Below are 14,139 nucleotides of genomic sequence, written 5' to 3' on the forward strand. Positions count from 1 at the left end.
AGATGAGCAAACAACCACTTGACCAGGAAGGCGCCAACAAAACGCCTGACGATGCCTCTCAAAACCGACCAGCGAGCGAAACGCCTGTGGCGGATGAGACATCGAGCGCGGCCTCGCCCCCGGTCGATGATAAAAACGCCGCTGACCAGGCCGCGCAAAACGACTACGCCACTAAAAACAGCCGTTCGCGTCGCCGCAACAAAGGCGGCAACAATGCTAAAAACGCCAACGCCCCGGCCACGACCGGCACCAGCACGCCCGGTTCATCCAACGCCGCGCCCGACAAAACGAGCACCACCGCAGCCAGCACCGGTGCCAAACCGGCGTCCAGCGCCCCGGCAAGCAAAAGCACCGCCAGCGCCACGCCGCCCCCCAAAACGCCCGCCTCTCAAAAACCGGCCTCTTCCGGTGGCGGCGGTAAAGGCGGCGTGGTCGCACTCGTGTTGGTGCTGATTCTGGCGCTCGTATTGGGCGTGGTCGCCTGGCAGCTTTGGCAGCGCCTGGATAACCAGCAGGCGCGTATCGACGAGCTCGACCAACAGACCCAGGGCAGTGCCACTCAGCAGAACTTGAGTGAGCTGGAGTCGCGCCTTGAAAGCAATGAGACCGAGCGCAACGAAACCCTCGAGAGCACCGCTCGCGAACTGCGCGCCGAGCTCGACGAGGTTCAGGCCAGTGTCGATGAAACCGTCAATAGCGTGCTCGACCAGCTCTCCCAGGCCCAGGATACCGATGAGCGCGACTGGCTCCACGCCGAAGCCGCCTACCTTTTGCGTCTGGCCAACCAGCGCCTGCAGCTCGAAGGCGACGTAGAGGGCGCCGCGGCACTGCTGCGCACCGCCGACGCCCGCCTGGTAGACGCCGACAACCCGGCACTGACGCCGGTACGCCGGGAAATCGCCAGCGAGCTGGCCGCGCTCGATGCCGTTCCCCGCGTCGACCGTACCGGCATTTACCTGGCACTGAACGCCCAGCAGGAGCGCGTAGCCGGGCTTCGCCTCTCCCAGGAAATCGAGGAGCGCGCGGTCAATTCCGGTATCGAACAGCCGCCCCAGGGTTCTTTCGAGCGCCAGTTGGCGCGCTTTGGCGCCGAGCTGCGTGATTTGGTCGTGGTGCGTCATCACGACGAAGCGCTGGAAGCCCTGGTCACGCCGGAGCAAGAGTCGTATCTGCGCCAGAGCCTGCGCCTGATCCTCGAGCAAGCCCAGCTTGCACTGCTGCGAGAAGAGCAGCCGCTTTTCGAGGCAAGCCTGGATAAAGCGCTGAATCTGCTCGATAGCTACTACGACACCGAACGCGAAGAGACGCAAAGCGTTATTACGCGCCTCCAGGAGATCAAACAAAACGACGTCGAGCCCGAGCTTCCCGATATCAGCGGCTCGCAGCAAGCAATGTCGCGCTTTATCGACAACCGTTTCGAGTCACGCCGCCAGGGCGGAGGTGACGAATGAGAAAACTGCTGCTGTTAATCGTCGCCGGGCTCGCCGTGGGGGCTCTGTTCGGCCATCTGATGATGTCGGTACCCGGCTACTGGCTGATTCGCGTCGGCGATACCTCCGTACAGACCTCGTTCTGGTTTGGCCTGGTGCTGCTACTGGGCGCGTTTATCCTGGTGCACTTCGTGCTTCGGCTGCTCGCTGGCATCCTTCGTCCAATGGGCCGGTTTCGCACCTGGAATAGCCGGGCCCGTAACCGCCGCGCCATGAAGCGCACGGAGCGCGGCCTGGTCGCGCTGACCGAGGGCCGCTTCAAACGCGCCGAGCGCACCCTGGCCGGTGCCGCGGATGACTCCAGCGCGCCGATGGTGAACTATCTTTCCGCCGCGCTTGCCGCCCACTACCAGGGCCATCACGAGCGCTCCCAGGAGCACTTGAACCAGGCCCAACTCTCGACCGACGGCGCGGGTACCGCGGTGGGCCTGATGCAGGCGCAGCTCATGGTTGACCGGCAGCAGCCGGAAGAGGCGCTGGCGATTCTCAATCGCCTCGACCAGAAGCTCTCCAACCACCCGCAGGTGCTCAAGCTGCTCAAGCAGGTGTACTTGAGCGTCAGCGACTGGGAAGGCCTGCGCCACCTGGTACCACGGCTGACCGCCAAAAAGCTGATTACCGAGCAGGAGCGCGAGCAGCTCGAGTTCAAAGCCTACCGCGAGCTGATCGTGTTCGAAGCCGGCAACCCGGCCAACATTGAGCGCGTTCGCGGGCTTTGGTCGGACATGCCGGAGTACCTGCGCGGTAACACCGAGCTGATCGTGCTTTACGTCGAAGCGCTCCTACAGGCGGGCGAAGAAACCATTGCCGAGCGCCTTTTGAACCAATCGCTGGACGTTCACTGGGACGCGCGGCTGGTGAAGCGCTACGGGCTTTTGGGCGTCGACGCGGCCCGCCAGCTGGCCAAAGCAGAAAAATGGCTGCAAGAGCGCCCCAACGACCCGGAACTGCTGCTTGCCTGCGGGCGACTTTCCCTGCGTACCGGCCAGTGGGAGAAAGCGCTCGAGTACTTCGAAGCCAGCCAGCGCCAGCGCCCGAGCGGCGAAGTGTGTGCCGAGCTTGCCCGCCTTTACGCAAGCCTTGGCGAGCACAACAAGAGCCAGCTCTACTACCGCCAAAGCGTCGACATGATGGCTCAGTCGCTCCCTTCACTGCCCCAGCCAAGCGATGCAAGCGACAGCGACGGCCCTCGCAAGGGCGCCAAAAAGCGCCGCTAAGCAAGTTCTGCGCAAGCAAGCTGTCTCTTTTCAAGGGTGCCCTCGGGCACCCTTTTTTGGTTGCCCTCGGTACTTTGAAACACCTCTCGCCTCCTCCTGGCCTTGCGGCGGGCGCTGCAAATGAAGCGCGTCTCGGTACGGCGCACTCGCGCTATTATTCTAAATAGACGAACGGTCTATGCGATTTTAAGCGCTTTTTATCCTACTTTTTCGACATTACTATGAGTGCATGTTCTGAAGCGCAGGGCGCGAACAGAGCCCCTAAACATATTCGATAACTACATTAAGGTACGCCACCATGAAAAAACTGACCGCTACTGCCGCCATCGCACTTGCTCTCGTTTCTGGCTCTGCTTTCGCCGAGCGCGGCTCCGCCGAGCTGAACGCCATTAGCCAGCCGGAATCGAGCGCCACGCACCAGGCCGAAGCGCGCAACGCCTCCACGCAGCAAGTGATCGCTAAAAACAGCGCCTCCGGCGAGCACGTCACCGCCGCCGCTTCCAGCGGATCGAACACCGACCAAAGCGCCTCCCTGGACCAGGTACAGGCCAGAAACGGTGCGACCGGCGAGCAGACCGATAACGCCGTTTCAAGCACTAACTCGCACGGCTAAGCACGAATCCCCCACCGCTCGGTGGGGTTTTCACTAAAAAGGGTGCCCCTTCTGGGGCACCCTTTTTTTGTCGTGTGCGCGGCGCTTGGGGCGTTGTCGTTGCCGCGCCGGGCTGAACGATCTTCTCCCTGACCGACAATGATTGGGTGGCATGTACCGCTTAACGGCTTGATCGACCAGGAGTGCCCTCCGGTACCTCATCAAGCAGCAACAAGGTTAATGGCCCTTTACTTTCATATTAATCGAATGGTCTAGATACTTTTAAGCGCTTTTTATACTAATTTTTTAGGCCTATTATACGTTCATGTTCTGAAGCAACCGCTGCGACAAGAACCGAACAACCTTCCAATCGATATCTTGAGGTACGCCAGCATGAAAAAATTGACCGCTACTGCCGCCATTGCACTTGCACTCGTTTCTGGCTCTGCATTGGCCGAGCGCGGCTCCGCCGAGCTGAACGCCATCAGCCAGCCCGCATCAAGCGCCACACACCAGGCCGAAGCGCGCAGCGCCTCCATGGATCAGGTGATCGCTAAAAACAGCGCCTCCGGCGAGCACGTCACGCCCGCTGCTTCCAGCAGCTCGAACGCCGATCAAAGCGCCTCTTTGGACCAGGTACTGGCCAGAAACGGTTCGACCGGCGAGCAGACCGATAAAGCTGCTTCACGCGCTCGCACGCACAGCTAAGCATTAAAAAACCCCACGCACTGGTGGGGTTTTCATTAAAAAAAGGGTGCCCCTCATCGGGCACCCTTTTTGGTTTGCACGGAAGGTCAGTCGTCGATGACCGGCGCGCTCGTTACGCGCTCTTCGGGCAGCTCTTCGCGGATGTCGGCTACGTCACCCGCGCTGACGCCGCCGGCTTCGTTACCCCAGGCGTTACGTACGAAGTTGGCCACCTCAGCGACCTCGTCGTCAGAGAGCCGCCAGGCGAAGTCCGGCATGGCCAGTTGCGCCGGGCGCTGCTCGGTAGACGGCAAGCGAGCGCCGGCCAGAATCACGCGAATCAGCCCGGTGGCATCGTCGGCATTGACCATCGAGCTTCCCGAAAGCGAAGGGAAGACGCCGGAGGCGCCCTGGCCGCTGGAGAAATGGCAGGCGTTGCAGTTATCCAGATAAAGCCGCGCGCCCAGATCATCCCCCACGTCGGCGCTGGTCAGCCGGGTATCGGTTTCATCCACCTGCTCGGTGGTAATCACGCGGCGCCCCTCGCTATTGCCCAGCGACTTCAGGTAGCCGGCGATCGCGTGCAGGTCGCTCTCGTCAAGACGCGAGGTGCTGTGCGCCACCACCGAGGTCATCTCACCGGCCACGGCGCTATGGTCGTTACGCCCGGTCGCCAGGTAGTCGACGATGTCCTGCTCGCTCCAGCGCTCCATGGCGCTGCCGCCATCACCGTCGCCGCGCAGGCTGGGCGCGTACCATCCATCCAATACCTCACCGGACAAATAAGCCTCATCGCCATCGCTGAGCGCTTTCTCCTGGAAAAAGAGCCCGCGCTCGGTGTGACAGCTACCGCAGTGACCGAGCCCCTGCACCAGGTAGGCGCCGCGGTTGAGTTCTTCGCTGCGCTCGGTATCGGGTGTGAAAGGCTCGTCTGCGGTAAACAGCCAATTCCAGGCCCCGATGCCCCAGCGCTGGCTGAACGGAAAGCTAAGATCCGTTTGCGGCGGCTCGTTATGCACGGGCTCCACCTCTTCCATGAAGTAGGCATAGAGCGCGTCGATGTCCTCATCGTTGATCAGCGAGTAGGACGGATACGGCATGGCCGGATAAAGATTCTTGCCGTCGGCACGCTTGCCTTCTCTCAGCGCGGCGGCGAACTCGTCGCGGCTGTAGTCACCGATGCCGGTTTCCGGGTCCGGTGTGATGTTGGTCGAGAAGATATCGCCAAACGGGCTGTCTACCGCCAGGCCGCCGGCGAAGGGCTCGCCCCCCGGCGCGCTATGGCAGGCCACGCAGTCGCCGGCGCGGGACAGGTACTCGCCGCGTTCGATGTCGGCGTCGTCGAACGCCAGCAAGGGCGAGGCCACGCTTAAAAGCCCGACGCCAATAAGCCCCTGGCGCCATTTTGGGTAATGCTTCATGGTCGCTCTCCTTAGGCTTGAACCAGCGGGCCGGGGTTAGGCAGGTACTGCTCGCGAATCGCTTTCGCCGACCAGTAGGTCAACGCGCCGACCAGCCCCGTCGGGTTGTACTGCAGGTTCTGGGGGAAGGCGCTGGCGCCCATCACGAACACGTTATGCACGTCCCAGCTCTGCAGGTAGCGGTTCAGCGCGCTGGAGGAGGGGTCGGTGCCCATGATCGCCCCGCCCACGTTGTGGGTGGTTTGATACGGACGTACGTCGTAATGGGAGTCGAAGTCCTTGAAAGACAGCTTGTAGTCGTCCGGGCCCAGGGCCTTGGAGAGCGCGTCGATCTTTTGCTTCATGAACTGGGTCATGCGCACGTCGTTGGCTTTCCAGTCGAAGGTCATGCGCATGAGCGGCCGACCGTGGTCATCGGTGTAGATGGGGTCCAGGTCCAGATAGCAGTCACGATACGACATGTTGCTGCCGTGGGAGCCGATGGTCATGGTGTGGCCATAGGTCTCTTGTACCGCCTCTTTCCAACCCACGCCCCAGCTCGGCGCGTCCCCGCGTAGCGGCATGTTGCGAATCGGCTGGCCGTTGGTCATCGCGGCATTGATATAGGAGCCGCCGATGAAACCCTCCTGGCCGAAATCGATCTGCTCGACGCCGAAGTCGTTGATGATCTCGCCGTTGGCCCCCGCGCCGACGAAGGGGTTGAACTCCTTGTCGTTGAAATAGAGCGTGGCGCCACCGTTCATCTGGTAGGCGTAGTTCTTGCCCACGACGCCCTCGCCGGTTTCCGGGTCGTAGGGCGTGCCGATGCCAGAGAGCAACATCAGGTGGACGTTGTGCAGCGAATAGGCGCCCAGAATCACCAGATCCGCAGGCTGGAAGACTTCATTGCCCTCGCCATCCACATAGGTCACGCCCGTGGCGCGCTGGCCGTCGTTATCGAGCTCTACGCGCAGTACTTCGCTGTTGGTGCGGTAGGAGAAGTTTTCGCGGCGCTTGAGCGCGCCCAGCACGCAGGTTTGCGGCGACGACTTGGAGTAGTTCAGACACCCATAGCGTTCGCAGAAGCCGCAGAAGTTACACGGGCCCAGCTGCATACCGTAGGGGTTGGTGTAGGCCTGGGAGGCGTTGGCGGCGGGCAAGGGGAAAGGGTGATAGCCCTCGCTTCGCGCCATATCGGCGAAGAGTTCGTCGTTGTAGGTACGCGCCAGCGGCGGCATCGGATACTCATCCGAGCGCCAGCCTTCGAACGGGTTGCCGCCCTGCTGGATCTCGCCGTTCAGATTACCCGCCTTGCCGGAAATGCCCGCCACTTTTTCGAAGAAGTCGAAAAACGGCTCGAGCTCGTCGTAGCTGACGCCGAAGTCCTGAATGGTCATCTCGTCCGGGATGATGTCCGCGCCCCAGTTCTCCTCGACGTAGCTTCGCAGTCTCAGCTCTTCGGGCTGCGGGCGCCAGGTATGACCGTTCCAGTGAGTACCTGCGCCGCCCACGCCGTCGCCGGGTAGAAACGACCCCAGGTTGCGGTAGGGAACGGCCATGTCGTCCAGCCCGTGGCGAACGGTGAGCGTGCTCTTGGCCGGGCGCTGCATCAGCTGGTAGCGCACCCCGTAAGTGAGCTCGTCGGCCATTTTGGGGTAGGCGAAATCCGGTACCGTGTCCCGGTCCTCGCCGCGCTCGAGGGCGAGTACGTTGAGCCCCTCGTCGGTGAGCTCCATGCCCATGATCGAGCTGGTCCAGCCGAAGCCCACCAGCACCACGTCAACGGGTGGTTGTGTCTTAGCCATGCTTATCCTCTCTCCCCGTTAATGCTGACCGGTCCCAGCGGATACTCGACGTTATGCTGGTCGACCCACTCGCGGTACGCCCCGCGTGCGCCGGGGAAGCCGATGAACTTCCACGCCGCCATGTGCTTGTTGCCGCCGTGGATGGGGTCGGCAAAATAGCCCTCTTTGGTGTTTTGCAGCAGCATGTCGAAAAAGTAGCTGCTCCGCATCGCTTCCATTTCGACATCCCCCTGGGCGAGCGCGGTGAGTACGTCATCGCGCGCCGCGTCGTCGAGGGCGGCGAAGGCCTGACCGTGCTGGCGCTGGCAAAACGCGTTGACCGCGGGAATGCCCTGGCGGTACATGTCGCGGGGGGCCAGCGATATCTGATGACCGAACAGTTCAGGGACGTCGTCGGGAAACGGCCCTTTCATGTACCAGTCGGCGGCGTGGCCGAAACGGCCTTCCATTTGACGGTCGATGAAGATGGGGACGTTGGTTTCGAGCGCGCCGGGGCCGGGGCCATCGCCGGGGATCAGCCGGTCGCAGGCGGCGATGATGAATTCCCACTCGCTCTCATCGAAAAATATCGGCTGGTAGTCGCCAAGCTGCTCGGGGGGTTCATCGGCGGGGGCAGTCAGCGAAACGCCGCTACCGATGGTGACCGCGGGGATACTGGTCAAGGCGCCTTTCATAAAGCGCCGGCGTGATGCGTCTTTAAGGCTCACGTGCTCTCCTCTTCTTTTGCGTCGACAGGCCATGGCGTGACGAGTCCTTCGATCGCTTTACAAGCGAAGCGTCTATAAGACTTCTTTTAATTATGGCGGTTAGCTTAATGCAAAACCGGTTAATTAGCTTAGTAACGATCAAAGCAGATTGCCCGAACGCGTAGAAAAAAAGCACTCCCAAAAAGCGACGCCCGGCGAATCCCGGGCGTTTCAGACGAGACTACAACTTTAGTAGCAAAGACTTTTGTAAACCGCGTTTATATACCCGAATGTACTGCGCTAATCATTAGCTCTGTGCCTTTGGCGCGCCCTCCTCCACATTTGTTAAAGCAGAAGTACAGTGCCCGCAGCGGCTTGCCTTGATCGGCACGGCCATAAAACAGTACGGGCAGGACTTTTCTACCGGGCTTTTGGGTTCATCCACTTCTTCACGCTTTAGGCGGTTGATGGTGCGTACCAGCATGAACACCACGAAGGCGACGATTGCGAAGCTAATGACGGCGTTTAGAAAGAGCCCGATATTGAGCGTCACCGCCCCCGCCGCCTGGGCCGCCGCCAGTGTCAGGTAAGGCCCCGCTACCGCCCCTTCGCGCAACACGATGAAAATGTTCGAGAAATCGATTCCGCCGATCAACAAACCAATGATCGGATTCATGATATCCGCCACCAGACGCTGGACGATGAGCGTAAAAGCGCCGCCGATGATAATACCCACCGCCATATCGATGACGTTTCCCTTAACGGCAAACTCGCGAAACTCCTTGAAAAACCCCGACATTTCAGCACTCCTCGTTTAGAAAGTTTATTAGCATATAACGTTTTAATCATAAAACCCGCTACTTCAATCACTTATAAAAAGCGACGCCGGGTGTTCAGAAAACGTTGCGTTTTATTGGTTAATGCGAGAAAACCTCATTGGAGGGTTTTACAGGCGACCTTGGCCATTCTATTTGCGACAAGCCGCGCACCTCTTTCAAGATTGCTTTGTCAGTATAAGTGTCATCCATGCCACTATGCAGGCAGGACGCGATAAAGCTCGTTCATGGATTAAAACAACACGCCAGCGACATACCAGAAAAACAATAAAAAACCCAAGACGTTTAGGTGATAGAGGTAAAGACCATGACATCCGATCAAGTAACATACGGCGCTCCCGAGAGCCGCCCCAGCGCACCGCAAACCCTGGGTTTTCTGCTGCTGGATAATTTCACCCTGATTTCCCTGGCGTCTGCCATCGAACCCCTGCGCATGGCCAATCAGCTGGCCGGCCGGGAGCTTTACCGCTGGTATACGCTCACCCAGGACGGTGCGTCGGTACGCGCCAGCGACGGGCTCAACGTGACCCCGGATGCCGCCATGCAGGCGCCGCTTTCGCTCGATTGGGTGATCGTTTGCGGCGGGGTAGCGCCCCAGCACAGCGTCAGCCGCGAGCACATTCACTGGCTGCAGGCCCAGTCGCGCCAGCTAAAGCACCTGGGCGCCATTTGTACCGGCAGTTGGGCGCTGGCCAAGGCGGGGCTTCTGGATCACTACGAAACCAGCATTCACTGGGAGTGTTTGGCCTCGGTGCAGGAAGCGTTCCCGAAGATCGTGCTGACCACCAAGCTTTTTTCCATCGACCGGGACCGCTTTACCGCCTCCGGCGGCACCGCCCCTTTGGACATGATGCTCAACCTGATTGCCCAGGACCACGGCAAAGCGCTGTCGGCGGGTATTTCGGAGATGTTCATTTACGAGCACATGCGCAACGAGCAGGACCAGCAGCGCGTCCCCTTGAAGCACGTGCTGGGCACCACCCAGCCCAAGCTTTTGGATATCGTGGCACTGATGGAGTCCAACCTCGAAGAGCCTTTAGAGCTTAACGAGCTTGCCACCTACGTGGACGTGTCCCGGCGCCAGCTCGAGCGGCTTTTCCAGCGCTACCTGCACTGCTCGCCCTCGCGCTACTACCTGAAGCTCAGATTGGTACGCGCGCGCCAGCTTTTGAAGCAGACGTCGCTTTCGATCATCGAGATCGCCTCGGTGTGTGGTTTCGTCTCCACGCCGCATTTCTCCAAGTGCTACCGCGAGTGCTTCGGCATTCCCCCGCGCGACGAGCGCCTGGGCTCGCAGTCGCGCCAGTCGCCCCAGATCAAGGCCGCGCCGATAATCCAGCCCTGGGGCGTCGAGCCAGCCGGCGGCGAACCCGCCTCGAGCGCTCTGCTGGCGCTGGCCTACGCCCAGGGCGAGCCGACCTTTGCAAGCGTACCGCTGGTGAACTACTAGCGCGCCCGGCCACTTGCCGTAAGCACTGCCCAAGAGCTGCCCCACGGGCAGCTCTTTTGTTATACCGCCCCTTCCCAGTGCCCCGGTGCTTTTTAACGCGAAGCCGAGGGCTTTGCCACGCGCATTGCCCAAGATGACGCTTTTGGAATTTCCGTCGTCGTTTCCAGGAGCAGAGCAGGCCCAGGGCAGCGCTATGCTCCCCTTCATGGACAACCCTGGAGCCTCGTTATGAACCCTGCTGAATTACACCAAGACGCCATCGTCATCGACGGTTTGATCATCGCCAAATGGAACCGGGAGCTTCTGGAAGACATGCGCCGCGGTGGCCTGACGGCGGCCAACTGCACCGTCTCGGTTTGGGAGGGCTTCAAGGCCACGGTGGACAACATCGTCGCCTCCAACAAGCTGATGGAAGAGTGCAGCGACCTGGTCCGCCCGGTGCGCACCACCGCGGATATCACCCGCGCCAAGGAAGAAGGCAAAACGGGCATCATTTACGGGTTCCAGAACGCCCACGCCTTTGAAGACCAGATCGGCTACGTGGAGGTATTCAAGCAGCTCGGCGTGGGCATCGTGCAGATGTGCTACAACACCCAGAACCTGGTGGGCACCGGCTGTTACGAGCGCGACGGCGGGCTCTCGGGCTTCGGTCGCGAGATCGTCGCGGAGATGAACCGCGTCGGCATGCTGTGCGATCTCTCCCACGTGGGCGCCAAAACCTCCGAGGAAGTCATTCTCGAGTCCAAAAAGCCGGTGTGCTACTCCCACTGCCTGCCCTCGGGCCTTAAAGAGCACCCGCGCAACAAGTCCGACGACGAGCTCAAGTTCATTGCCGACCACGGCGGCTTCGTCGGCGTGACCATGTTCACGCCGTTTCTCAAAAACGGCGTCGACTCGACCATCGACGACTACTGCGAAGCCATCGAGTACATCATGAACATCGTCGGCGAAGACGCCATCGGCATCGGTACCGACTTCACCCAGGGTCACGACCAAAACTTCTTCGAGTGGCTGACCCACGACAAGGGCTATGCGCGGCGCCTGACCAACTTCGGCAAGATCATCAACCCGGAAGGTATTCGCACCATCGGCGAGTTCCCCAACCTGACCGAAGCGCTTTTAAAGCGCGGCTTAAGCGAGTCCCAAGTCAGAAAGATCATGGGCGAGAACTGGGTGCGCACGTTGAAAGATGTGTGGGGCGAGTAACGATCGAAAACGGGGCGAGTCGATTCAAAAAAGCGCCGCCCCGATGACCCTCTCTTGTTTGAACAAGTACAAGTTTTAAGGATGACCACCGTGACCAAGACAGCTCCTGAACTTCCGATCGACGTCGACAGCGAAACCGGTATCTGGACGACCGACGCACTGCCGATGCTCTACGTGCCGCGCCACTTCTTCGTCAATAACCACATGGCGGTCGAAGAAGCCCTGGGCGCGGAAAAGTATGCCGAGATTCTCTACCACGCCGGCTACAAGAGCGCCTGGCACTGGTGCGAAAAGGAAGCCGAGCTTCACGGGCTCGAAGGCGAGGCCGTTTTCGAGCACTACATGAAGCGACTTTCCCAGCGCGGCTGGGGGCTTTTCATCACCGAAGAAATAGACCTGGACGCGGGCACCGCGCGGGTACGCCTGGAGCACAGCGCCTTCGTGTATCAGATGGGCAAGGTGAATCGTAAGATCGAGTACATGTTCACCGGCTGGTTCGCCGGCGCCATGGACCAGATTCTGGCCGCGCGGGGGAGTGAGACGCGCACGGTGGCCGAGCAGACCCAAAGCGGCGCCGAAGACGGCTGCGAGCACGGTCTGTTTGTCGTAACGCCCTTGAGCTGAGGTTACTCCCATGGCATTCGATGCACTATTCAAACCGATCCAGATTGGCAGTCAGACGATTCGTAACCGCGTGGTCAGCACCGCCCACGCCGAGGTGCACGCCACCGACGGCGGCATGACCACGGATCGCTACGTCAAATACTACGAAGAGAAGGCCAAGGGTGGCTGCGGGCTTTGCATCTGCGGCGGCTCGTCGATCGTTTCCATCGACAGCCCCCAGGGCTGGTGGAGCTCGGTGAATCTGTCCACCGACCGCATCATTCCGCACTTTCAGAATCTGGCCGACGCCGTCCATAAGCACGGCGGCAAGATCATGATTCAGATTACCCACATGGGCCGCCGCTCGCGCTGGGACGGCTTCGACTGGTCGACGCTGGTCTCGCCATCGGGTATCCGCGAGCCGGTCCACCGCTCGACCTGCAAGACCATCGAGGAAGAGGAGATCTGGCGGATCATCGGCGACTTCGCCCAGGCCGCGCGCCGGGCGAAGGAAGGCGGCCTCGACGGCGTTGAGCTGTCTGCCGTGCACCAGCACCTGATCGACCAGTTCTGGAGCCCGCGGGTCAACAAGCGCACCGATGAGTGGGGCGGCACGTTTGAAAACCGCATGCGCTTTGGCATGGAAGTGCTCAAGGCGGTGCGCGCCGAGGTCGGCGACGACTTCGTGGTGGGTATGCGCATCACCGGCGACGAGTTCCACCCGGACGGCCTCGACCACGAAGAGATGAAGCGCATCGCCGCCTATTTCGACGCCACCGGCAAGGTCGATTTCTTCGGCGTAGTGGGTTCGGGCTGCGATACCCACAATACGCTGGCCAACGTCATTCCCAACATGTCCTACCCGCCGGAGCCCTTCCTGCACCTGGCTGCGGGCATCAAGGAAGTGGTCAACGTGCCGGTCATTCACGCCCAGAACATCAAGGACCCCAACCAGGCCCAACGCATTCTGGAGGGCGGCTACGTCGACATGGTCGGCATGACCCGCGCGCACATCGCCGACCCGCACATCATCGCCAAGATCAAGAACGATCAGGTGGATCAGATCAAGCAGTGCGTGGGCGCCAACTACTGCATCGACCGCCAGTACCAGGGCCTGGACGTGCTGTGCATCCAGAACGCCGCCACCGCGCGGGAGTACATGGGGTTGCCGCACATCATCGAGAAAACCGACGGCATCAAGCGCAAAGTCGTCGTCGTCGGCGGCGGCCCCGGCGGTATGGAAGCCGCCCGGGTCTGCGCCGAGCGGGGGCACGACGTGACGCTGTTCGAGGCCAAGGACCAGATCGGCGGGCAGATCACCATCGCCTCCAAAGCGCCCCAGCGCGACCAGATCGCCGGTATCACCCGCTGGTACCAGCTCGAACTCAACCGGCTTCAGGTCGACCAGCGCCTGGCCACCAAAGCCGATGAAGCCACCATTCATGATCTGCGTCCGGACGTGGTGATTCTGGCCACCGGCGGCCAGCCGTTTCTCTCCCAGGTGCCCGAGTGGGGCTATGACGAAGATACCGAGCAGAGCCTGGTGGTCAGCACCTGGGCGATCCTCAACGGTGACGTGGAGCCGGGCAAGAACGTGCTGATATTCGACACCATCTGCGAGTTTTCCGGCGTCTCGGCGGCGGACTACCTGGCCGACAAGGGCTCAAAAGTCGAGATCGTCACCGACGATCTCAAGCCGGGTGCGGCGGTGGGCGGTACCACCTTCCCCACCTACTACAGAAGCCTGTACGAGAAAGAAGTCATCATGACCTCGGATCTCGCCCTGCATAAGGTGTATCGCGAAGGCGAATCCTTGGTCGCGGTGCTCGAGAACGAGTACACCGGCGCCTTGGAAGAGCGCGTGGTCGATCAGGTCGTGGTCGAAAACGGCGTTCGCCCGGACGAGGCGCTCTACTACGCGCTCAAGGCGCAGTCGCGCAACAAGGGCCAAACCGATATCGAAGCGCTCTACGCGATCGAGCCCCAACCCTGCCTCTCACAAAGCGGTGATGGCTTTGCCCTGTTCCGCCTGGGGGATTGCACCGCGCCACGCAACACGCACGCCGCCATCTACGATGCGCTGCGCCTTTGCAAGGACTTCTGACACAATAACGCTGTAAGCTGAACGGCCCGGGGCACGCCCCGGGCCGCAGACCTTACGGTGTCT

At 61.0% G+C, this 14,139-nt stretch carries 12 protein-coding genes; 8 read left to right on the forward strand and 4 right to left on the reverse strand.

Annotation, left to right across the window (positions count from 1 at the left end):
* The first annotated feature begins 2 nt into the window (after positions 1 to 2).
* The 4 genes from ACWHXT_RS17090 (at position 3) to ACWHXT_RS17105 (ending at position 4,007) form a co-directional block, all read left to right on the forward strand.
* Complete coding sequence (locus tag ACWHXT_RS17090; RefSeq protein WP_447956708.1) at positions 3 to 1,451, forward strand: uroporphyrinogen-III C-methyltransferase; 1,449 nt, start codon at positions 3 to 5, stop codon at positions 1,449 to 1,451.
* Positions 1,448 to 2,707 (forward strand): heme biosynthesis HemY N-terminal domain-containing protein, encoded by a 1,260-nt coding sequence (locus ACWHXT_RS17095; RefSeq protein ID WP_447956709.1) that lies wholly within the window; start codon positions 1,448 to 1,450, stop codon positions 2,705 to 2,707. Before ACWHXT_RS17090 ends, ACWHXT_RS17095 begins: the two co-directional genes overlap by 4 nt.
* Positions 2,708 to 3,005: 298 nt before the next feature.
* On the forward strand, positions 3,006 to 3,320 hold the full coding sequence (locus ACWHXT_RS17100; protein WP_447956710.1) for a hypothetical protein: 315 nt from the start codon (positions 3,006 to 3,008) through the stop codon (positions 3,318 to 3,320).
* A 372-nt stretch (positions 3,321 to 3,692) separates the two neighbouring features.
* Positions 3,693 to 4,007, forward strand: a complete 315-nt coding sequence (locus ACWHXT_RS17105) for a hypothetical protein (protein ID WP_447956711.1) — start codon at positions 3,693 to 3,695, stop codon at positions 4,005 to 4,007.
* 86 nt (positions 4,008 to 4,093) lie between these two features.
* Here ACWHXT_RS17105 and ACWHXT_RS17110 read toward each other — a convergent pair whose 3' ends face one another.
* From ACWHXT_RS17110 to mscL, 4 genes are all read right to left on the reverse strand, one after another.
* Complete coding sequence (locus ACWHXT_RS17110) at positions 4,094 to 5,407, reverse strand: c-type cytochrome (protein WP_447956712.1); 1,314 nt, start codon at positions 5,405 to 5,407, stop codon at positions 4,094 to 4,096.
* 11 nt (positions 5,408 to 5,418) lie between these two features.
* Positions 5,419 to 7,191: a GMC family oxidoreductase gene (locus tag ACWHXT_RS17115; protein ID WP_447956713.1), complete on the reverse strand. Its 1,773-nt coding sequence runs from the start codon at positions 7,189 to 7,191 to the stop codon at positions 5,419 to 5,421.
* Between the two features lie 2 nt (positions 7,192 to 7,193).
* Entirely contained in the window at positions 7,194 to 7,898 is a 705-nt protein-coding gene (locus tag ACWHXT_RS17120) for a gluconate 2-dehydrogenase subunit 3 family protein (protein WP_447894657.1), read from the reverse strand.
* 286 nt (positions 7,899 to 8,184) lie between these two features.
* On the reverse strand, positions 8,185 to 8,676 hold the full coding sequence (gene mscL / locus ACWHXT_RS17125; protein WP_447956714.1) for a large conductance mechanosensitive channel protein MscL: 492 nt from the start codon (positions 8,674 to 8,676) through the stop codon (positions 8,185 to 8,187).
* Positions 8,677 to 9,020: 344 nt separating this feature from the next.
* Between mscL and gbdR the strand changes: the two genes are divergently transcribed.
* From gbdR to dgcA, 4 genes are all read left to right on the forward strand, one after another.
* Complete coding sequence (gene gbdR / locus ACWHXT_RS17130) at positions 9,021 to 10,163, forward strand: choline metabolism transcriptional regulator GbdR (protein ID WP_447956715.1); 1,143 nt, start codon at positions 9,021 to 9,023, stop codon at positions 10,161 to 10,163.
* A gap of 228 nt (positions 10,164 to 10,391) precedes the next feature.
* The gene (locus ACWHXT_RS17135) at positions 10,392 to 11,369 is read left to right on the forward strand and encodes a dipeptidase (protein WP_447530341.1); all 978 of its coding nucleotides are present in this window, start codon (positions 10,392 to 10,394) and stop codon (positions 11,367 to 11,369) included.
* Between the two features lie 90 nt (positions 11,370 to 11,459).
* Positions 11,460 to 11,993, forward strand: a complete 534-nt coding sequence (locus ACWHXT_RS17140) for a DUF5943 domain-containing protein (protein WP_447554613.1) — start codon at positions 11,460 to 11,462, stop codon at positions 11,991 to 11,993.
* 10 nt (positions 11,994 to 12,003) lie between these two features.
* Positions 12,004 to 14,076, forward strand: coding sequence for a dimethylglycine demethylation protein DgcA (dgcA, locus tag ACWHXT_RS17145; RefSeq protein ID WP_447956716.1), 2,073 nt, complete (start codon positions 12,004 to 12,006; stop codon positions 14,074 to 14,076).
* The last annotated feature ends 63 nt before the right edge of the window (positions 14,077 to 14,139 follow it).

The sequence above is a fragment of the Vreelandella halophytica genome (genome assembly GCF_968193635.1).